Origin of the sequence: Chryseobacterium sp. POE27, assembly GCF_039727685.1 — a bacterium.
Lineage (GTDB): Bacteria > Bacteroidota > Bacteroidia > Flavobacteriales > Weeksellaceae > Chryseobacterium.
Window position 1 is genome coordinate 853,039 of record NZ_CP152475.1, and the last position, 20,528, is coordinate 873,566.

The 20,528-nt window shown below is 36.4% G+C and carries 19 protein-coding genes and 1 pseudogene; 13 read left to right on the plus strand and 7 right to left on the minus strand.

The window, feature by feature from the left end; genetic code table 11:
• Positions 1-111 precede the first annotated feature (111 nt).
• The 10 genes from AAHI02_RS03960 (at position 112) to AAHI02_RS04005 (ending at position 9,522) form a co-directional block, all read left to right on the plus strand.
• Positions 112-1,170: an alpha/beta hydrolase-fold protein gene (locus AAHI02_RS03960; RefSeq protein ID WP_346985536.1), complete on the plus strand. Its 1,059-nt coding sequence runs from the start codon at positions 112-114 to the stop codon at positions 1,168-1,170.
• A 38-nt stretch (positions 1,171-1,208) separates the two neighbouring features.
• Complete coding sequence (locus tag AAHI02_RS03965) at positions 1,209-1,415, plus strand: hypothetical protein (RefSeq protein WP_346985537.1); 207 nt, start codon at positions 1,209-1,211, stop codon at positions 1,413-1,415.
• Positions 1,336-2,625 (plus strand): leucyl aminopeptidase family protein, encoded by a 1,290-nt coding sequence (locus AAHI02_RS03970; protein WP_346985538.1) that lies wholly within the window; start codon positions 1,336-1,338, stop codon positions 2,623-2,625. Before AAHI02_RS03965 ends, AAHI02_RS03970 begins: the two co-directional genes overlap by 80 nt.
• 140 nt (positions 2,626-2,765) lie before the next feature.
• A complete protein-coding gene (locus AAHI02_RS03975; RefSeq protein WP_346985539.1) occupies positions 2,766-3,977 on the plus strand; it encodes an ATP-grasp domain-containing protein in 1,212 nt (403 codons plus the stop codon).
• A 91-nt stretch (positions 3,978-4,068) separates the two neighbouring features.
• Positions 4,069-4,782 (plus strand): alpha/beta hydrolase-fold protein, encoded by a 714-nt coding sequence (locus tag AAHI02_RS03980; RefSeq protein WP_346985540.1) that lies wholly within the window; start codon positions 4,069-4,071, stop codon positions 4,780-4,782.
• Positions 4,783-4,820: 38 nt separating this feature from the next.
• Positions 4,821-5,774 carry a hypothetical protein gene (locus tag AAHI02_RS03985; RefSeq protein WP_346985541.1) on the plus strand — a complete coding sequence of 318 codons (954 nt, stop codon included), beginning with the start codon at positions 4,821-4,823 and terminating at the stop codon, positions 5,772-5,774.
• Positions 5,775-5,797: 23 nt separating this feature from the next.
• Positions 5,798-6,922 (plus strand): carboxylate-amine ligase, encoded by a 1,125-nt coding sequence (locus tag AAHI02_RS03990; protein ID WP_346985542.1) that lies wholly within the window; start codon positions 5,798-5,800, stop codon positions 6,920-6,922.
• A 27-nt stretch (positions 6,923-6,949) separates the two neighbouring features.
• On the plus strand, positions 6,950-7,801 hold the full coding sequence (locus AAHI02_RS03995) for a GMP synthase (protein WP_346985543.1): 852 nt from the start codon (positions 6,950-6,952) through the stop codon (positions 7,799-7,801).
• A 58-nt stretch (positions 7,802-7,859) separates the two neighbouring features.
• Positions 7,860-9,044, plus strand: coding sequence for a hypothetical protein (locus AAHI02_RS04000; RefSeq protein WP_346986585.1), 1,185 nt, complete (start codon positions 7,860-7,862; stop codon positions 9,042-9,044).
• A gap of 19 nt (positions 9,045-9,063) precedes the next feature.
• A complete protein-coding gene (locus AAHI02_RS04005; RefSeq protein ID WP_346985544.1) occupies positions 9,064-9,522 on the plus strand; it encodes a hypothetical protein in 459 nt (152 codons plus the stop codon).
• Positions 9,523-9,591: 69 nt separating this feature from the next.
• Here the strand turns inward: AAHI02_RS04005 and cphA are convergent, their stop codons facing one another.
• Positions 9,592-12,219 (minus strand): cyanophycin synthetase, encoded by a 2,628-nt coding sequence (gene cphA, locus AAHI02_RS04010; protein ID WP_346985545.1) that lies wholly within the window; start codon positions 12,217-12,219, stop codon positions 9,592-9,594.
• Between the two features lie 197 nt (positions 12,220-12,416).
• Here cphA and AAHI02_RS04015 point away from each other — a divergent pair, with 197 nt between their 5' ends.
• The 3 genes from AAHI02_RS04015 (at position 12,417) to AAHI02_RS04025 (ending at position 14,810) form a co-directional block, all read left to right on the plus strand.
• Entirely contained in the window at positions 12,417-13,307 is an 891-nt protein-coding gene (locus AAHI02_RS04015; protein WP_346985546.1) for a cyanophycinase, read from the plus strand.
• 308 nt (positions 13,308-13,615) lie between these two features.
• Positions 13,616-14,458 (plus strand): isoaspartyl peptidase/L-asparaginase, encoded by an 843-nt coding sequence (locus AAHI02_RS04020; RefSeq protein ID WP_346985547.1) that lies wholly within the window; start codon positions 13,616-13,618, stop codon positions 14,456-14,458.
• Between the two features lie 97 nt (positions 14,459-14,555).
• Positions 14,556-14,810 carry a YtxH domain-containing protein gene (locus AAHI02_RS04025; protein ID WP_346985548.1) on the plus strand — a complete coding sequence of 85 codons (255 nt, stop codon included), beginning with the start codon at positions 14,556-14,558 and terminating at the stop codon, positions 14,808-14,810.
• A 22-nt stretch (positions 14,811-14,832) separates the two neighbouring features.
• Here AAHI02_RS04025 and AAHI02_RS04030 read toward each other — a convergent pair whose 3' ends face one another.
• The 6 genes and pseudogenes from AAHI02_RS04030 to ssb form a co-directional block, all read right to left on the minus strand.
• Positions 14,833-15,663, minus strand: a complete 831-nt coding sequence (locus AAHI02_RS04030) for a class I SAM-dependent methyltransferase (protein WP_346985549.1) — start codon at positions 15,661-15,663, stop codon at positions 14,833-14,835.
• A 357-nt stretch (positions 15,664-16,020) separates the two neighbouring features.
• Positions 16,021-17,152: pseudogene (chrA, locus tag AAHI02_RS04035) on the minus strand (chromate efflux transporter).
• A complete protein-coding gene (locus AAHI02_RS04040; RefSeq protein ID WP_346985550.1) occupies positions 17,149-18,219 on the minus strand; it encodes a leucine-rich repeat domain-containing protein in 1,071 nt (356 codons plus the stop codon). Before AAHI02_RS04040 ends, chrA begins: the two are co-directional and overlap by 4 nt.
• 10 nt (positions 18,220-18,229) lie before the next feature.
• The gene (gene hisS / locus AAHI02_RS04045; RefSeq protein WP_346985551.1) at positions 18,230-19,576 is read right to left on the minus strand and encodes a histidine--tRNA ligase; all 1,347 of its coding nucleotides are present in this window, start codon (positions 19,574-19,576) and stop codon (positions 18,230-18,232) included.
• Positions 19,577-19,717: 141 nt separating this feature from the next.
• Positions 19,718-20,173 carry an HRDC domain-containing protein gene (locus AAHI02_RS04050; protein ID WP_346985552.1) on the minus strand — a complete coding sequence of 152 codons (456 nt, stop codon included), beginning with the start codon at positions 20,171-20,173 and terminating at the stop codon, positions 19,718-19,720.
• Between the two features lie 11 nt (positions 20,174-20,184).
• Complete coding sequence (gene ssb / locus AAHI02_RS04055) at positions 20,185-20,517, minus strand: single-stranded DNA-binding protein (RefSeq protein WP_346985553.1); 333 nt, start codon at positions 20,515-20,517, stop codon at positions 20,185-20,187.
• Between the last annotated feature and the right edge of the window lie 11 nt (positions 20,518-20,528).

Genomic DNA, 20,528 nt, shown 5'->3' on the forward strand with positions numbered 1-20,528 from the left:
GGAGTGTTCGTTGATTTTAAAAATAATTTGCCACAAAAAGATTTTATTATAAATTTAACCTTAAAATTATTAAACACGCATGGATGAGATTTGAACTCTACACCAAAGAAAATGATGAAAGGAGCATCTATATCACGGGGAACTTCAACAGCTGGAACCCGAGAGACAATCGCTATAGACTTACCAAAAAAAGAAAATCAGAATTACTACATAGAAATCGACGAGCAGCTTTTGCCGGAAATCATTGAATATAAATTCACAAAAGGGGGCTGGGAAAATGTAGAACTCGACAAATTCGGGAATATTACACCTAACAGAAAAATAAGTAAATCAGCAGGTAAAACCTTAGATCTGGTTGAAAAATGGCGATTGAACTGGGGACCATTCAAAAAAGAATTTTTCCCTATCGCGGAAGTTATTTCAGAGGAATTTTACATTCCTCAACTGGACCGCCACCGTAAAATCTGGGCGCTTCTGCCCTACGATTATTATATTTCCGACAAACGTTATCCTGTTCTTTATCTTCAGGACGCTCAGAATCTGTTCAATGAAGGCAGTGATTACGGAAACTGGGAGATTGATAAAAAGCTTTCCGTTCTTGCAGAATATGGTCGCGGAGACATTATTATTATTGCAATCGAACATGGAAGCGAAGACAGAATTAAAGAATATATTTTTGATAATGACCACGTAGCTAATGGTTCCGAAGGAAAAAAATACATACGTTTTATTACCGATACATTGAAGCCTTTTGTTGACGACCATTACCGAACCAAAAGAGACCGTGACAATACGGGAATCGGAGGAAGTTCTCTGGGCGCCCTGATCAGTATTTACAGCGGTTTTTTATATCCTGAAGTTTACTCTAAACTGCTTATCTTTTCACCGTCACTTTGGATAGAACCTAATAATAATTTTCCTATAATGAATTTCAGAGTTCCTTTTACCATGAAAATTTACTTATACGGCGGAGGCCAGGAAGGATCTAAAATGGTAAAAAGAATTCATATTTTCGAGCAATATTTAAAACGCTGGGAGAAAAAAATTTCTTTGACTTCGAGTTCAGAACGAGCATCAATCCTGAAGGCAAACATAATGAATTTTACTGGTCTCAGGAATTTCCAAGAGCAATCGAATGGCTTTTCTACAACAATACAGAAAATCCGGTAGAGGTAAAACCTCAGCAAAAAAGCATTAAAAATTAAATTATGAAATTAGTCAATAAAAAAATTAAAAATTATACTCAGATTTTCCATCTTTTCACGGAAGAAGAATGGTCAAAAACATCCAAAAATTTCAATAAAAATATAGCTGCGTTTTTCACCGGTAAAAAACATGAAGTTTTTATCAATGTGCAGGAAGAAGGAATTGCTTACTTCATCGGTTTGGGCAAAGCAGATGCGCCTTTTTTTTGAAATTCAGCAGGTCGCCCTTAAATTTTCACACGCTTATAAAGAAAAATTATCAGCTGTCGCCACGCTCATTGTAGCAGATTTTATGAATGAAAAGCAATTTGAAGAGTTTGTAAAAGGTCTTTTGATTGGCACTTACCATTATCCTTTTGAAAAGACTCACGCTTTCTGGAATGCTAAATTTGAGCTTCATTTTGAGAATTTAAGTCAGAAAAAACTAGATCTCATCAGCCAAAAAACAGAAGCAATAAGTAACGGGCAAATTGCCTGTCAGGAATGGCTGAACAAACCGGCTAATCTTAAAAAACCGGATATTTTTAGTTTATATTTAAAAAATTTAGCTAAAAAATATGATTTAAAATACACAGTTTTCAATAGAAAAAAATGCGAGGAACTTGGATTGGGCGCTTATCTTTCTGTAAACCAAGGAAGTGCTTATGATGCAGCCTTTACAATCCTTGAATATAAAAGCAATGCTAAAAATGCAAAAACTTTCGGTCTTGTCGGAAAATGTGTGTTGTTTGATACCGGAGGAATTTCTTTAAAAAATCCGGACAATATGCATTATATGAAGTCGGATATGGGTGGTGCGACCGCTGTTTTAGGAACTTTAATGTATGCCGCAGAAATGCAGCTTCCTGTAAATATTATAGCTATCTTACCCATTACTGACAATGCTATTTCCGAAAAGGCTTTTCTTCCAAGCGATGTGGTTACGGCATATAACGGAAAGACAATAGAAGTTCTCAATACTGATGCAGAAGGCAGAATGATTCTGGCAGACGGACTTTCCTATATGGCAAAAAATTTCAAAACAGATTTTCTGATTGATCTTGCCACCTTAACAGGAAGCTCGGTGAGAATGTTCGGCGACACCTGTGGAGCAATGTTTTCGAATAATGAAGAGCTGAAAAATCTACTGATAAAAACAGGAGATAAAACCAACCAGAGAGTGTGGAATTTACCACTGTGGGAGATATGGAAAGACGATATCAGGTCTGATGTTGCCGATATTAAAAATATATCCATGAAACCCATTGGTGACTGCATTGTAGCCGCAAAATTTTTAGAACAGTTTATAGAAGAGCATCCGAAATGGGCGCATCTTGATATTGCCGGAGTCGCTTTCGGAAATGTAGGATACGCAAAAGAAAAGGCTGCAACCGGATTTGGAGTGCAGTTACTGGCAGATTTAATCGAAAATTATCACTAAAAATTAGTTTATTACAAAAATTCTCTGTATAATTGATATGAAATTTTCAAATATGTACCTTATTTAATATTTTAGTAATAAATACTTAAGGAAACACGTCTTTCATTTTTTAAATTTCATTAAAAACTAAAAAACATTATATGGAGGAGAAAACAATAGTATGTATTTCGTGCTATTACAAGGGTTATGATTTCATGGACGGAATGAAAAACCTCGGTAATAAAGTAATTCTGGTAACATCCGAAAATCTTAAGGAGAAAAACTGGCCGTGGCATGCTATAGATGAAGTTTTCTACATGCCTGAAATAAAGCCTTCAGTCTGGAATCTCGATCACCTTATTCAGGGATTTTCTTACCTGATGCAGACCCGGAAAGTTCACGCTGTAATTGCCCTGGATGACTATGATGTCGAAAAAGCAGCTTTGATCAGAGAAACCTTCCGTATTCCCGGAATGGGACAAACGACACACCGGTATTTCAGGGATAAGCTTGCAATGAGACACAAAGCAAAAGATTCTGGCATCCATGTTCCCGAGTTCACTGCAGTTTTTAATAATGATGAGGTGAATGCTTTTATTGATAAAGTTCCTGCTCCATGGGTTTTAAAACCCCGTTCGGAAGCTTCAGCTTCAGGAATTAAAAAATTGAATTCCAGAGAAGAGCTTTGGGAAGCATTGAATAATCTTGGAGAAGAGCGACACTTATTTTTACTGGAAAGCTTTAAGCCCGGTGATGTTTATCATGTTGACAGCCTTACTTTCAATAAAGAAATCGTTTTTACTTCCGCTTCAAAATATTTGGCACCGCCGATGCAGGTTTCCCATGAAGGCGGAGTTTTCAGGACGAAAACATTGGGAAGATATTCCGATGAATTTCAGGCTCTTGAAAATGCCAATGCTAAAGTTCTTTCCAATTTTGGACTAATAAATGGCGCCACCCATACAGAGTTTATACGAAGTAAAGAAAACGGAAAATATTACTTTCTGGAAACTTCCTCAAGAGTTGGAGGTGCTCACATTCCTGATCTGGTGGAAGCATCAAGCAATATCAACATCTGGAGAGAATGGGCAAAAATAGAAGACGCTTTGCTAAAAGGGAAAGATTATCAGATTCCAACACCTACCGGATACTATTCCGGGTTGATAATCGCTTTAATTAAGAATGAGAAAGCGGATTACAGCAAATTTGAAAGTCCGGAAACACTAAAGTTTTTACCTATTGATCACCATGTTGGTGTTGTTTATAAAGCCAGCGATCCTGATGTTATTCAGGAAAGACTTGATCATGCAGCCGAAAAAATTCATGCTGAAATGCTGAATATTCTTCCTCCTAAAAGCAAACCAATGAGTTAACAACTAGCAACTAGCAACTAGCAACTAGCAACTAGCAACTAGCAACTAGCAAAATTAATTATCATTCATCAATCATCATTTATTATAAAAAATGCCACATATAGAACATACAGATTATTATTCACATATTTTGGGTACAAGCCTCAAAGTAGAAGTTACAGGACATTATGGTCATCCGATCATTATGTTTCCGACTTCTCAGGGTCTTTATACGCAAAATCATGATTTTCATCTGAACGGAAACATCAACTGGTTTGTAGAGCATGGAAAAGTGAAGCTCTATAATATTCAAACCATTGATAGCTGGAGCTTTTATGATGAAAGCATCTCGCCACAACAGAGAATTAAAAATTATGAAAGATATGTACAGTTTCTGATTCAGGAGTTTGTCCCTTATATTCAGAAAATCCATAAGACCCATCGTGTTGCACTTGCAGGAGCAAGTTTCGGAGGGTATCACGCAGCAAATTTTGCCTTCAGGTTTCCGGATGTTGTTTCGCATCTCATCTGTCTTTCGGGAGCTTTCAGCATCAGAAATTTTATGGACGGATATTCTGATGATCTGGTGTACTTCAATTGCCCGAGAGAATTTGTAAAAAATGATGAAGCGTGGAAATATAAACATATGCACATCGTTTTAAGCACTTCCGATCAGGATATCTGTAAAGATAAAAATATCGAAATGGCAGAGATTTTACGTTCCAAAGGAATCGATTTCTGGTACGATGAAAGAAAATGGATCAATCACGACTGGCCGCTTTGGAGAATGGTTTTCCCCACATTTATTGGAGCATTTTTCTCTTAATTTAAATAAATAGTAAAAAAACATAAAAAAATACAATTATGGTTAGAAAAGTTGGAATTTTATTCGGTATGGAAGATACATTTCCGTGGGCATTTATTGATAAGGTAAATGAACTTGGAAAAGGGGAAATCATTGCTGAACCGGTAAGCATCGACAAACTTGAACAGGGCATAGATTATGGATATGCCGTCATTATCGACAGAATTTCGCAGGATGTTCCTTTCTACAGAGCTTATCTTAAAAATGCAGCATTAAACGGAACATATGTTATCAACAATCCATTTTGGTGGAGTGCAGATGAAAAATTTTTTAATAACGCTTTGATGACAAAACTGGGGATCCCTCTTCCGAAAACGGTTTTACTTCCTTCTTACGAAAGACCAACCAATACTTCAGAAACTTCTTTCAGAAATCTGAAATTCCCTCATGACTGGGATTATATTTTTGATTATGTCGGATTTCCGGCTTATATGAAACCCCACGACGGCGGCGGTTGGAGAAACGTGTACCGCGTAGAAAATCCGCAAGACCTCTGGGAAAAACACGCAGAAACCGAGCAGCTCGTAATGATGGTACAGGAAGAAATTATTTTTGATGATTACTACAGGGTATATTGCCTGGGCAGAAAATATGTTCACATTATGCCTTATGAACCGAGAAATGCTCCTCATCTGAGATATGAAACGACTCACAAAACAGAAGGGAAAGAACTGGAAAAATTATTAAAAACCATTCATGATTATACCATTAAAATGAATGAAGCATTAGGCTATGATTTCAATACCGTGGAATTTGCTGTTCGGGATGGAATTCCTTATGCGATCGACTTCTGCAACCCTGCACCGGATGCCGACAGAAATTCTGTAGGCGAAGAAAATTTTGCATGGATTGTGGAGCATGCTGCAAAGTTAGCCGTAGAAAAAGCCAAAGAATATGTTCCCGGAAAACCTAATATCACCTGGGGAAATTTTGTAAAAGATTCTATTAAATAAAAAAACATAAAACACGAAAAAAAATGCATCAATTTACTATCGGCATCGAAGAAGAATATCAGATCATTGATGTTGAGAGCAGAGATCTGATCTCTCATGTTTCGAAAATTATAGAAGGTGGAAAAGCTGTTTTAAGCGAAAACTTAAAGCACGAAATGCACGAATCCATGATCGAAATGGAAACAGGGATTTGCCAGAATATTCAGGAGGCTAAAGCTGAACTAACTAATCTCAGAAGGCATCTTATCAAAACAGCTCATGAACAGGGGCTTCGCGTTTCCGGAGGCGGAACACATCCTTTCTCCAACTGGGAGCATAATACTATTACCAACGGAGAACGGTATAACAAAATCGTAGACGACATGGGCGATGTGGCACGCGGAAATTTGATTTTCGGACTTCATGTTCATATCGGAATCCCGAACCGTGAAGAAGGGGTAAGAATCCAGAATGTAATGAGATATTTTCTTCCGCATGTGTATGCATTATCAACAAATTCACCGTTTTGGATCGGCAGAAATACAGGTTTTAAATCGTACCGGCAAGAAATTTTCGTGAAATTTCCACGAACAGGAATCCCGAGTTTTTTCAACTCTCTCGCGGAATTTGACAGTTATGTTGACCTTTTGGTAAAGACAGGAACAATCGACAATGCCAAGAAAATATGGTGGGATCTCAGAGTTCATCCGTTTTATCCTACCATTGAGTTCAGGATTTGCGATATGCCTTTAAGAATAGATGAAACGGTATGTCTGGCAGCCATCATGCAGTCTCTTGTAGCAAAAATCTATAAGCTTCATCAGCAAAATTTAAGTTTCAGAAGCTATAGAAGACTATTACTTAATGAAAATAAATGGAGAGCCTCCAAAAGCGGCATTGAAGCTCACCTTATCGATTTCGGTAAAGAAGAATCTGTTCCCTATCCTGATCTTTTAAAAGAACTTTTAGAATTTATAGATGATGTGGTAGATGATTTAGGCTGTCGTAATGAAGTGGAATATGCCTGGAAAATTCTTGAAAATGGAACGGGTGCAGACAGACAGCTCAAAATTTTTAATGAAACCGGCGATCTTACAAAAGTTGTTGATTATATGATCTCAGAAACAGAATACGGCATTACGCACGGAGAAACACTTCATAATATTTGATAAATTTGTAAAAAAATATGAAGTAGTATGAAGGATATTCGAATTGCCTTGCTGGATATGAACAATAATCAGATCAATCAGGGATTTAAAAATATAAAAGAAATTTCTGAAACATTTCAGCAGCACTGTGTGGAAGAAAATGTAATCATCAAAACATTTGACGTAAGGTTTAAAAATGAAATTCCAGACATTGAAGAATTTGACATATTTATTTCTTCCGGAGGTCCTGGAAATCCTCATCGGGAAGGACTGGAATGGGAAGATAAATTTAGTGGATTCTTAAATGCTATTTTTGAACATAATAAGTTTAGCCCTGAAAAAAAATATCTTTTCCTGATCTGCCATTCTTTCCAGCTGGCAAGCATTCACTGGGAACTCGGAACAATCAATAAAAGAAAATCGTATTCCTTTGGCGTGATGCCGGTTCATAAAACTGAAGAAGGCGAGCAGGAATTTTTGTTCAAAAATCTTCCGGATCCTTTCTACGCCGTTGATTCGCGAGCTTACCAGTTTATTGAACCGGATCATGAACGTTTTGAAGAACTGGGAATGAAAATCACAGCGATTGAAAAATTCAGACCTCACATAGATCTTGAAAGAGCCGTGATGGCGGTTCGTTTTTCTGAAGAAATTTTCGGAACACAGTTTCATCCGGAAGCCAACCCTGAGGGAATGATGGAAAATCTTAAGGATGAAAAAAACAAATTGGCCATGATCGAGAATTTCGGAATGGAAAAATACCTTGAAACTATCGACAGAATTGATGACGAAGATAAAATCATTCTTACACAGTCACAGATTCTTCCGGGATTTTTAGACTTTGCAAAACAGAACATTTTGAACAGAACTCATATTCAATGTAAGAAATACTTTCGATAAGAATATATAATCGGGCTGGACTGTCCGATTTTTTTTAACTCACAAAAGAAAAAGATTGATGATTCCAAAATACAGACAACAGTTTAACCAGGATTTTTCACAGGAGAAATACAACCTGCTGAAGGAATATTTAAAACAAAAAAGCGGACTCGAACCGGGATTCAGAATTTCTGAGAGTCCTATTTTCCTGACAAAAAAATTTGAGGCTAAATTAATTGATGCCAGCGAAAGCATTATTGACCAGATCAAAACTTTATCTCCCGACCTATTACGAAAAGCAGTTCCTGACAACTGTCACGTTCCGGGAGATACAGAGAAACCACACTTTTTCACCATTGATTTCGGGATCTGCAGAAGTGTAAATGGAGAAATCGAACCTCAGCTTATTGAGCTTCAGGCCTTCCCTTCTCTGTACGCTTTTCAGAAAGTCTTTGAAGAAACCTTTTGTGAGGTGTACCCTTTTCTTTCGGAAATCAGAAATAAAATGCCTGACGCAACATTCAAAAATTATTTAAAAGAACTTATTGTTGGTGAAGAAAATCCTGAAAACGTTATTCTCCTGGAAATCTATCCCGAAAAACAGAAAACGGCTATTGATTTTGCTTTAACTGAAAAATTATTGGGAATAAAAACAGTTTGCCTTACTAAAATCAAAAAAAAAGGCAGAAAATTATATTATGAGTATGATGGAAATTTAGTTGAAATCAAAAGAATTTATAATCGTGTCATTTTTGATGAATTAGATCGTATTCCGGGTTTGAAAACGGAATACGATTTCCGTGAAGATGTCGATGTAAAATGGATCACCCACCCAAATTGGTTTTTTAAAATTTCTAAGTTTCTGTTACCCCTTTTACAGCATCAGTTCGTGCCAAAAAGTTATTTTCTGAATGAATTTCCGAAAAATGAAAACCTTGAAAATTTTGTTTTAAAACCATTATTTTCCTTTGCAGGAAGCGGTGTTAATCTAAATCCGACAAAAGAGATAACAGATGCTATTGAAGACAAAGAAAATTACATTTTACAAAGAAAAGTAAATTACGAACCTGTTTTTGAAGATATCAACGGAGATTTCTCAAAAGGTGAAATTCGTTTGTTGTATATTTGGAGAGAAAATGATGAACGCCCTATTCTACTGGAAAATCTTGCAAGAATGACCAAAGCTGATATGGTAAATGTAGATTTTAATAAGAAAGATGCCATCTGGATCGGGAGTTCGAATGCATTTTTTGCGAAAGAATAAATTATAAAACTAATATACAATGAATGAAACTTCAGCTTTTGAAGAGTTTGCAAAGAAAGCACATTTTATACGAAGAAGAAATCTTTTACCAGTATGGATTAAGATCTTTGTTTGGTTTTTTATGATCGGAGGAACAATATCCGCTTTGTTTCTTGGGATCGGGCCTTTTGTAAGAGAATTTAAAACTTCGATTTACGGAATTAAAGCAACACATATTTATACTCTTTACGGTCTAATGACAAGTTGCTTAATCATTTACAAAGGAATTGTAGCATACGGACTTTGGTTCGAACAAAAATGGGCTCCGCAAGCGGCTATTATTGATGCCGTCATTGGTATTACAGTCTGTATTATTATGATGATCCTACCATTCATATTACCTGATAATAATTTTTTCACCCTACGATTAGAGCTGATTCCTTTATATTTTTATCTGGTTAAAATGCGTGAGATAAAACAGACTTGGGAAAATTTATAGATCAACTTTAGCAAATAGGATAAAGTTTCGGCGGCATCTTCGATGCCGCCGAAACTTCAAAATATATTATTAGATCTTGTCATCTTCAAGCAATTCTCTTGTCTGATAATCCTGAACAAGATCAATCGCATTGGAAATAACATCACTTAAAGCGGTGATAAAAGTCCCTTCTTCCGCCATTCCCATCGCATGTTTCAGAGCGTCAATTTCTTTAGGAATCGTTTCATAGCTTACATCTTTTCCAGAATTCTGCATTCCTTCAATGATCAATCCGTTTATTTCTTCTTCCGTTCTTCCGCGAAGGTGCTTTTCGTTTCGGATAATAATATGATCGAACATTCTTCCTGCAATTTTCCCGCATTCTCTGATGTCGTTATCTCTTCTGTCTCCGACTCCCGAAATAATGCCTATTTTTTTCGTTGCTTCTACATTTTTAAGATAATCTTCAATCGCTTCATAGCCTGCAGGATTATGAGCAAAATCAATTAAAACTTTAAAGTTTTTAAACTTAAAAACATTAAGTCTTCCGGGGGTAAGTTGTGCACTAGGCAGGAAAGTTCTTAATGAATTCGAAATATCTTCAATTTCAAACCCTTGAAGATAACTTGCCAAACTTGCCGCCAAAACATTTTCAATCATGAATCTGGCCTTACCCTCCATCGTAATTGGGAAATCTTTTGCCTTTCCGATTCTGATCTTCCAGTCACCTTTTTTAATCGTTACAAAACCTTCTTCATAAACGCAGGTGATCTTGCCTTCTTTGGCAAATTTCTTCATGTGTGGATTATTTTCATCCATACTGAAAATCGCTACATTGCAATGGAGATCGTTCACAATTCGCATAGAATATTCGTCATCGGCATTCATTACACTCCATCCATTCTTTTTAACGCTGTCAAGAACCACTCTTTTTACTTTCGTAAGATCTTTTAGGTTATGAATATCATTCAATCCCAAATGATCTTCTTTAATATTAGTTAAAACACCGATGTCGCATTGAGAAAAACCTAATCCTGAACGTAAAATTCCGCCTCTTGCAGTTTCCAGAACGGCAAATTCTACAGTTGGATCTTTTAATACAAATTCCGCTGAAAGAGGTCCCGTTGTATCACCTTTCGTCAGCATTGTATTTTGAATATAAATTCCGTCTGAAGTGGTAAAGCCAACTCTGTAGCCGTTACTTTTAACAATATGTGAAATCAGTCTTGTGGTTGTCGTCTTTCCGTTAGTCCCGGTTACTGCAATAATGGGAATAGTAAAAGGTTTTCCCGGTGGATAAAGCATATCAACTACCGGGGCCGCAACGTTTCTGGGTAATCCTTCACTTGGAGCAAGATGCATTCTGAAACCCGGTGCTGCATTAACTTCAATGATTGCTCCGCCACTTTCTTTTAAAGGCTGCGTAAGGTTTTCCGCCATAATATCAATCCCACAGACATCCAGGCCTATGATCTTTGATATTCTTTCAGCCATTGTGATATTTTCCGGGTGAACCATATCCGTAACATCAATCGAAGTCCCTCCCGTTGAGAGATTAGCCGTTGATTTCAGGTAAACCACCTCTCCTCTCTGAGGAACGGTTTGTAATGTATAATTCAGTTTTTCAAGAAGCTCAGTCGTATCTTTATCGACTTCTATTTCGGTTAAAACATTTTCATGTCCGTATCCTCTTCTCGGATCTTTATTTTCTTTTTCAATTAATTGTTCAAGATTCAGCTCGCCATCGCCGACAACGTGAGCAGGAACTCTTCTGGCAGCAGCCACCATTTTATTATTGATAACCAAAACCCTGAAATCGTATCCCGTAATATATTTTTCAACAATTACTTTTCTAGAATATTTCTGAGCGTATTCCAGTCCCGTTTTTGCTGATTCCCAATCATTAACATTGATAGAAGAGCCTTTTCCGTGATTTCCGTCTAAAGGTTTAATAACGACAGGATATCCTATTTTTCTTACGACACTGTCAAGACCTTCTTCATCCATGACCAGATCTCCTATAGGTACCGGTATTGCGGCATCATGCAGCATTCTTTTTGTCAACTCTTTATTACATGCAATATCTACAGCAATAGAACTTGTTTTCCCGGTAATCGTTGCCTGAAATCTCTGCTGATTAACTCCATAACCAAGCTGCACCAGAGAATTTGTTCCTAAACGTATCCATGGGATTTTTCTGGAAACGGCTTCCTCAACAATACTTCCTGTTGAAGGTCCCAGGCGCACTCTTTCGCGAATCTCTTTAAGCTTCTGGATACATGCATTCAGATCATAATCTTCTCCTTTGATTAAAGTTTCTGCGATTCTTACAGATTCTTCCGCTGCAAAAATCCCTGCATTTTCTTCAATATAATTAAATACGACATTATAAACTCCCGGAGTTTTTGTCTCCCTCGTTCTCCCAAAGCCCACGTCCATACCTGCCAAAGTCTGGATCTCCAGCGCGATGTGTTCAATCACATGTCCCATCCATGTTCCTGTTTCTATACGGTGAAAAAAACCACCTTCCACGCCTTCGGAACATCTGTGAGAAAATAGAGAAGGCATTAATTTTTCTATTCTTTCTCTGAAACCGTCGATTTTATTGGTAGGAAAATTTTCCATTTCTTCCAGATCCAACCTCATCTGTATCAGCTTCTTCCTGCTGATACTCCAAATATTAGGGCCGCGCAGTGCCTGTATTTTCTCAATTTTCATAGTCTATTTGCATTTTTAATAGTTACCAATAACTGCATTTAAAATCAAAGATAATGCAAAACCCTAAACAAAACTATACCACGTTTGAATATTTATTAAAAATAAGCACAGTTTATTTATCATTCTAAAATCCTCAAAATCAATTTTATGTACTGTGGATTTTTTCAGCTGTTAATAATTTTTTAAATTTGCATCCTATGACGAAACCTGTTGGAAAATTAATTGTAATCGGTGGTGCTGTAAACAAAGGAAGTTTTGCTGAAACCGATTTTGATCAGAATATAGAAAAAAATCTTAATTTTTTTGAGAGAGGAATTCTCAGAAAAATCATCAACGAATCTAAACAAAAGGAAAATTCTGTCATTGAAATTATTACGACAGCCTCACAGATTCCGCAGATCGTAGGTTCCGAATATAAAAAAGCTTTTGAGTTTCTAGGCGCCAAAAATGTGAATATACTTGATATTCACAACCGTGAAGAGGCCAATTCTGACGCGATCGTCGCAAGAGCAAACGCAGCAGATGTTGTTATGTTTACAGGGGGAGATCAGCTGAGACTGACTTCCATTCTTGGAGGGACAAGATTCCACGATACCATTTTACTGAAATATCAGGAACAGGATTTCATTTACTCAGGAACTTCTGCGGGAGCCGCTGCCGCGTCCGAAAATATGATCTATCAGGGTAGCAGCTCTGAAGCATTGCTTAAAGGTGAAATAAAAACAACACAAGGTTTGGGCCTGATCGACAATGTAATTATTGACACCCATTTTGTACAGAGAGGAAGAATCGGAAGACTTTTTCAGGCCGTAGTCAACAATCCGAGAACGCTGGGAATCGGTCTGGGAGAAGATACCGGCCTTTTTATTCATAATGATGTAATGACTGCCGTAGGTTCGGGTCTTGTGATTCTGGTCGACGGAAGGTTTATTAAAGATACCAATCTTACCAACATCAATCTGGGAGAACCTATTTCTATCGATAATCTTACCGTTCATGTCATGTCGATGAACGATCATTATGATCTCACAACCAAAACGCTGACGATCGAAAATTCTCAATTCAATCCCATTCCTCAAGACAAATAAATGATGAATAGTTGATGAATGATTATTTAAATATATAAATCTGTTTAAAATAATATTAAATTTAACCACAAAAGTCGCAAAAGACAAGTTTAAAAAGTTTTTATTAGTTAATCAAAGCTTTCAAAAAGAACAAAAATCAAAGATTTTTAAAAACTATTGTCAGCTTTTTTTTCTTTTATAAAAATTGCTTAAAATGGAAATTTTTAATCTTTTGCGACTTTTGTGGTTAAATAAAAAAAGTTTAAAAAAAGCTTACATAAATTAACATCATCAAAAACATTTGTCATTCACCAATAATGAACTAAAATATGAAAATAATCATCCACGGCGGATTTTTCTCCGAAAGTGATCAGAGCCACGAGGTAAAAACTGCCAAGCAGGAATCTTTGAAACATATTGTAAAAAAAGCCTTTGAATTTTTACAGAACAATTCAGCTTTTGACACTGCAGCTTTTGCGGTTTCTTTGCTTGAAGATGATGAGCTGTACAATGCAGGTACAGGCTCGCAGATCCAAAGTGACGGCGTTATCAGGATGAGTGCTGCCATTATGGACGGGAAAACCCAGAAAATGAGTGGTGTTATCAATATTCAGGATGTAAAAAATCCGGTTTTTGTGGCAAAAGAACTCATAAACGAAGACGACAGAGTCTTGGGAGGAAGCGGAGCTAAAAAATATGCTTCAGAACATGGCTTTGAAAACTTTTCCACTGAAATTCCGAAAAGAAGAGAAGAATATGAATTAAAATTAAAGAACGGAGGAAAAGGAACTGTCGGCTGTGTAGCCCTTGATAAAGAAGGAAAATTAGCCGTTGCCACGTCCACAGGAGGAAAGGGATTTGAGATCCCGGGAAGGATTTCCGATTCTGCTACCGTTGCGGGAAATTATGCCAATTCTTTCTGTGCAGTGAGCTGCACAGGCGTTGGTGAAGATATTGTAAGCAATGCCACAGCCGCAAAGATTGTCACAAGAGTTACCGACGGAATGTCCCTCGAAAATGCTTTTGATAAAACGTTCGAAGAACTGAAAACAATTGACGGATTTGCAGGGGCTATTGCCATTGATAAAAATGGAAATATTTTTCACCGCGACTCCTATCCCACTATGGTTTTTGCAAGTTTTGACGGAAATAATTTACAAACTTTCAATTAAATTTAACATTATTTTATACTTCTATCATTTTTTTTGGCACGTATTTTACATGGTTATTAATAACAAATTTTAATATTAACATTTAAAAATAGAAATCATGGGAAATAAGACAAAAGGTTTATTAGCGTTAGTCGGTTTGGGAGCTTTAGCTTACTGGAAATACAAAAATTCAAGCGCTGAAGAAAAACAAATGGTAAAAGACAAATTCAATAATGCAAAGGATAACCTACACAAATGGGGAAATGAAATTAAAGACAGAGCCAATAATGTTGCTTCCCAGGTTCAGGATAAAGCAGATGAATTTAAAAACAAAGCACAGGATTCTGTAAATAAAGCACAGGAATCTATTTAACCAAGACTAGTTATTTTAACATTCATATATTTAGAAAGTCATCGTAGTTTTTTATTACGATGACTTTTTTTTGTGCTTCCATTGAAAACACCAATGGAATTTTATTTCCAAACTTAGAAATTCTCCATTTACCTTTTTCAAATTCTTCTATATGTCTGAAACATGGATATGGTGACCAGTCGAATTCTCTGAACTGAAGGATATCAAGACCATTATTAATGAGGCTCTGAAGAACTTCCGCTAAAGAATGATTCCACATCACATATTCCTGTACAATATCTGCAGATTGATCTGCGTAAGTGCCTTCATAAGTTTCAACAATGGCTTTTTCATTAAAATAATTGTACTTCACGCCTTCAAAATCATCATCAAACATCCACACTAAAGGATGAAATTCCGCCATAATAAATTTTCCTTTAGGCTTAAGAAAATGTGAAATTACCTTTGCCCATCGTTCCAGATCCGGCAGCCAGCCAATGGTTCCGTAACTGGTAAAGACAATATCAAATTGCTGATCAAGAATATTAGGAAGGTTATACAAATCCGTACAGATAAATTGAGTATCAGTTGCACATTTCTGTGCCAGTTCCTCTGCTGCGGCAATCGCTTTATCCGACAGATCGATTCCTGTCACTTTACCTCCTAATCTTGACAGGGAAATAGAATCCTGCCCGAAATGGCATTGCAGATGCAGAATCGTCTTATCTTTTATGTCTCCCAGAAGCTCCAATTCGATAGAATTAAGGGAAGCTCTTCCTTTCAGAAATTCATCTACAAAATAAAAATCCGATTTTAAATGAGGTTCCACCTTGGCATTCCACGAGTTTCTGTTAATTTCTAAATAGTTTTCCATGGCTTATATTTATATCCTAAAAATATAAAAAAAATAACTGCGATTACATTCAGATCTAAAAGTAAAGAGATTAGAAAAGATTTTTTAATATTCTTTCTATATAGTTTACTTTTTTACAAGGTAAACTTACATTTTAACGTTGCAATTGTACATTGGCACGATGCAGAAGAATATTCTTACGAGGTAAGGTTACATTCTTGCGAGGTAAAGTTACTTTTTTATGCGGTGACTTTACATTGGCACGATGCAAAAAGATATTCTTGCGATGTAATTGTATATTGGCAAACTATAAAATTATATGGTCACGATTTGAAAATACATTTTCAAAGGAATTATTAAGAATAATGAAAATAGAGTCTATATTAATGTCAGCAGGTATCCCATTCCCGAACCCAGTACAACAATAAGAGCACTATTGATTTTTTTATATAGAAAGCTTAGAAAAAGACAGACAACAGCAATAAGAATCGTCCTCCAGTCAGTAACAGTACCCATTCCCATCGTAATACATACGGAGACAATAATAGCAACAGAAGCGACATTTACCGCGTCCAGAAATAATGAGAAAATTATTGACTTCCTCATTTTCTTTACCAAAGGATTCAGCAATGCCACGAAAAGAAATGAAGGTAAGAAAATCCCGAGGGTTGAAACGGCAGCTCCGGCCCATCCGTTAATCTGATATCCTATAAAAGTAACCGAAGAAAAAACCGGCCCGGGAGTGAACTGTCCAACGGCAATGGCATCTATCAGTTGCTTTCTTGTCATCAATCCTGTAGAGACAAGCTCAGCATCCAGAAACGCAAACAATACATAGCCGCTTCCGTAAAGAATAGCGCCGACTTTGAGGAAAATCAGGAATAGTTTAATATTTAATGTGGATAATAAATCGTTCCCTGATTCATGTAAATAAATAATAGGAATAAGATTTTTTAAATCTTTTGATTTTCCGGAGTTTATAAAAAATAAAAAGACATAGATAATTCCGGCGCCAAAAAGGAGGAGAATCTCATTAAAACCCAGTAATGATCCTGTCAATACAAGTAATCCTAAAATAATCAAGCCACCTGTTTTTAAAGACTTTTTTTGCCAACGGAAAAATTGCTGATAAAATAATAGCGATGATGGCGGGCTTTATTCCGTAAACAAAAGGCTGAACTTCAGGTAATGTTCCGTATTTTTTATACAGCCAGGCAAAAATACCTGTAATAAAAACTGCAGGAAGAATAAAACAAACTCCTGCAGTAATTAATCCTTTCCAGCCTCCTTTTTCTCTTCCAATATGGATGGCCATTTCTGTACTGTTGGGACCTGGAATTAAATTTGTTGCACCTATCAGATCCAAAAAATGCTGTTGTGTAAGCCATTTTCTTTTGGTGACAACTTCATCCTGCATCATTGAAATATGTGCAGCCGGTCCTCCGAAACCTATGATTCCCAGCTTAAGAAAAAGTTTGGCTATTTCTTTTAATTCTTCTGTATTTTTCATGGCACTTCCTGAGTAACAAACTTTGTTTTTGGCAACAAAACCTGTGCACGAGAAATTTCCTGATACGGAATATTATTTCCTGAAATATATACTATTTTCAGCTTTTTCATTTTTTCTAAACCCGGTGGGAATGATGTAATTTTATTTTTACGAATATCCAGGACTTCGAGATTTTCAAGGTTATAAATTTCCGTTAAGCATTCGTTTGTAAGTTCATTCCTATCAATAAAAAGTCCGGTAAGGCCAGTCAACCCAGCTATTCCGGCAGGGATTTGGCTAATCTGATTTTTATAGATATCAAGTCTTTTAAGACTTGATATTTTGTATAGCTCTTTCGGAAACACTTTAAATACATTATTGTCCAGATGCAGCGTCTTTAAGTTTTGAAGCCTGGAAAATCCACTTGGTAACGTTTTCAGCAGGTTATTCGAAAGCCATACATCATTAACCATATTCAAAAATCCTATTTCTTCGGGCAGCTCAGACATAAGGTTTCCGCTAACGGACAAAGTCTCCAGGCTTTTCAGATTCTTTATGGAAGACGGAAGATTTCTACCGGCTTTTCCTTCAACACTTTTTAGACTTCTGATATCTAATCCTCTTGATAATCCAAGTCTCTTCAATGTTTCCAATTTTCCTATGTCTTCCGAAAAATCAAAATAACTGAACTGAGCATATTCTAAATCCTCTAATGATTTCAGTTTAAAAATTACCGGAGACATCTTCTCCGTAAGCATATTGTGTAATGCCAGTTTTTTCAATTGCTTTAATGAAGCAAACTCTTTCGGAAAATCTGTAATTTTATGACCTCCTGTGAGCATAAAAGACTCAAGATTTTTTAGTCTGGAAATTTTTTCGGGTATGCTTGTCAGCTGATCTGATTCACTTACCGTCAGAGATTTAATATCCCATGAAAAAATATGTTCCGGAAATGAAGTGATCTCACTGAGCACTACATGATCGCTTTCCTTACTGAGGTCCTGTTTAGGGATCTCCGGCATCCTTTCTTGTGCCCGAATAAACACAGAACAAGCTGTAAAAAGTGCTAAAAATAATATGCTTTTCATAGCTCTAAAATTATAAAAACTCTTCCAAAGAAACCGTTTTCTGTTCTCCGGCTTCAAGATCTTTATACGTTACAGTTCCGTTTTTAATCTCTTCTTCACCTAGGAAAACAAGATTTTTAATTCCTTTCTTTTCAGCATACGTAAACTGTTTTCCAATTTTAGCAGATTCAGGATAAAGCTCGGCGGAAATTCCTTTTTCTCTTAATTGCTTGATTAATTTTAAAGCTTCCAGCGTTTCATCACCTCCAAAATTAGCAAACAGATATTCCACTTTTGATGTAGCTTCTTCAGGGAATAAACCTAATTCTTCCATGACAAGATAAATCCTGTCCAGACCAAAAGAAATCCCAATTCCCGGAATATTTTTAACTCCAAAAACTTCGGTAAGGTTATCATATCTTCCACCGCCACCGATTGATCCCATCTGAACTTCATCGGCTTTTACTTCAAAGATCGCTCCCGTGTAATAATCCAGTCCTCTTGCTAAGGTAATATCAAATACCAGATTTTGAATATCAACGCCTAAATTTAACGACTGAGTGATTACAAATTCTAACTCTTCTACCCCTTTTAATCCTGTTTCATTCCCTGAAAACTTCTCTTTCAGTTGCAGAAGATTTTCCAATGCATCTTCTGATTGGGTAAAAAGAAAATCCAGTTTATCAATAGATTCCTGAGAAATTCCTCTTTCCAATAATTCCTTCACTACTCCTTCTTTGCCTATTTTATCAAGCTTATCGAGTGCAACCGTGAAATCGATCAGCTTATCGGTAATTCCTGCATATTCGGCTAATCCGGAAAGTATTTTGCGGTTGTTAATATGAATCGTCACAGAAACTCCAAGCTCTGCAAATGATTTTAAATACAATTGAACCAAATCTACTTCCTGCAAAAGGCTCTCACTTCCCACCACATCGGCATCACATTGATAAAACTCTCTGAATCTTCCTTTCTGCGGTCGGTCTGCTCTCCAAACCGGCTGGATCTGATATCTTTTAAAAGGAAAAGTAAGCTGATTGTGGTTCATCGCCACGAACCTTGCAAAAGGTACAGTAAGGTCGTAACGAAGAGCTTTATCGGAAATCTGTGAAGTTAATTTCTGATGATTTTTGTTCTCCCAGTCTTCCTGATTTACTTTTGAAGTATAATCTCCTGAATTTAAAATCTTAAAAATCAGTCGGTCACCTTCCTCTCCGTATTTTCCTGTTAATGTCGAAAGATTTTCAAAGCTTGGCGTTTCCAATGGTTGGAACCCGAATAATTCGAAGTTTTTCTGTAAGATAGTAATGATAAATCTTCTTCTTGCAACTTCCGATGCTGTAAAATCTCTCGTCCCTTTTGCTAAACCTGGTTTCATTTTATAATTGATAAATGATGATTAATGTATAAGTGCTGCAAAAATAAGGAATTGAACTGACTTTTAACTACATCAAAAGCTGAAGAAACAATCTTCTCCAGCTAATGATTCATTCATCAATTGTGTTTTGTTTTTTAAGGATCAGATGCTTTCCAGTATTTCAAGAATTTCCTCTCCGTAATTTTCTATTTTATGCTTACCAAATCCTTTGATTTCCAAGAGTTCTTCTTTTTTTATAGGTTTATATTTCGCTACGGATATTAGCTCTTTATTCGTTGCAATAAAATAGCTCGGAAGATTCTGCTCCTTTGCTTTTTCAGAACGCCATTCTTTAAGAGCATCAAGGATTTTTTCTTCATCGGCGCTCAACGTATCATTTTCAGAAGTATATTTTGTCTGTCTTGGTTCCTTTACTGCATTGGCAGACATTTTTAATTCATCAAAATATAATACTACCGACCAGTAATTTTCGTCATTTACAAAAGCTGTTTCCACTTTTACGATCTGATGAGATTCCAGAAATCCGTCAAGCATATGCTGGTCATCTTGTAAAAATTCCTGCTGCAGCCTGATTTTAAAAACTTTTACTTTCATCATTTGTGTTTTTATTATTTACTTCCCAGAAGCAGAACTTCATCTACTCTTATTTCGGTTATGTATCGCTTTACGCCATCTTTATCATCATACGATCTGTAGGTCAGTTTCCCTTCAACTGCAATTTCTTTCCCTTTCGGAACATATTTCTGAAAGATCTCCGCCGCTTTTCCGAAAGCAATCAGATTGTGCCATTGCGTTTCTTCCACTTTTTCACCTTTTGCATTGGTATAATAATCGTTGGTGGCAAGGGATACAACTGCTTTTAAACCTCCGTTTTCAAAGTTTACCATTTCAACTTCTTTTCCTGTGTAACCGATTAATGTTACTTTGTTTCTTAGTGACATCATTTTAATTT

Bases quoted from the DNA above. Each gene is read 5' to 3' on its own strand.
- AAHI02_RS03960 (WP_346985536.1), top strand. From the start codon at position 112: ATGATGAAAGGAGCATCTATATCACGGGGAACTTCAACAGCTGGAACC.
- AAHI02_RS03965 (WP_346985537.1), top strand. From the start codon at position 1,209: ATGAAATTAGTCAATAAAAAAATTAAAAATTATACTCAGATTTTCCAT.
- AAHI02_RS03970 (WP_346985538.1), top strand. From the start codon at position 1,336: ATGAAGTTTTTATCAATGTGCAGGAAGAAGGAATTGCTTACTTCATCG.
- AAHI02_RS03975 (WP_346985539.1), top strand. From the start codon at position 2,766: ATGGAGGAGAAAACAATAGTATGTATTTCGTGCTATTACAAGGGTTAT.
- AAHI02_RS03980 (WP_346985540.1), top strand. From the start codon at position 4,069: ATGCCACATATAGAACATACAGATTATTATTCACATATTTTGGGTACA.
- AAHI02_RS03985 (WP_346985541.1), top strand. From the start codon at position 4,821: ATGGTTAGAAAAGTTGGAATTTTATTCGGTATGGAAGATACATTTCCG.
- AAHI02_RS03990 (WP_346985542.1), top strand. From the start codon at position 5,798: ATGCATCAATTTACTATCGGCATCGAAGAAGAATATCAGATCATTGAT.
- AAHI02_RS03995 (WP_346985543.1), top strand. From the start codon at position 6,950: ATGAAGGATATTCGAATTGCCTTGCTGGATATGAACAATAATCAGATC.
- AAHI02_RS04000 (WP_346986585.1), top strand. From the start codon at position 7,860: ATGATTCCAAAATACAGACAACAGTTTAACCAGGATTTTTCACAGGAG.
- AAHI02_RS04005 (WP_346985544.1), top strand. From the start codon at position 9,064: ATGAATGAAACTTCAGCTTTTGAAGAGTTTGCAAAGAAAGCACATTTT.
- cphA (WP_346985545.1), bottom strand. From the start codon at position 12,219: ATGAAAATTGAGAAAATACAGGCACTGCGCGGCCCTAATATTTGGAGT.
- AAHI02_RS04015 (WP_346985546.1), top strand. From the start codon at position 12,417: ATGACGAAACCTGTTGGAAAATTAATTGTAATCGGTGGTGCTGTAAAC.
- AAHI02_RS04020 (WP_346985547.1), top strand. From the start codon at position 13,616: ATGAAAATAATCATCCACGGCGGATTTTTCTCCGAAAGTGATCAGAGC.
- AAHI02_RS04025 (WP_346985548.1), top strand. From the start codon at position 14,556: ATGGGAAATAAGACAAAAGGTTTATTAGCGTTAGTCGGTTTGGGAGCT.
- AAHI02_RS04030 (WP_346985549.1), bottom strand. From the start codon at position 15,663: ATGGAAAACTATTTAGAAATTAACAGAAACTCGTGGAATGCCAAGGTG.
- AAHI02_RS04040 (WP_346985550.1), bottom strand. From the start codon at position 18,219: ATGAAAAGCATATTATTTTTAGCACTTTTTACAGCTTGTTCTGTGTTT.
- hisS (WP_346985551.1), bottom strand. From the start codon at position 19,576: ATGAAACCAGGTTTAGCAAAAGGGACGAGAGATTTTACAGCATCGGAA.
- AAHI02_RS04050 (WP_346985552.1), bottom strand. From the start codon at position 20,173: ATGATGAAAGTAAAAGTTTTTAAAATCAGGCTGCAGCAGGAATTTTTA.
- ssb (WP_346985553.1), bottom strand. From the start codon at position 20,517: ATGTCACTAAGAAACAAAGTAACATTAATCGGTTACACAGGAAAAGAA.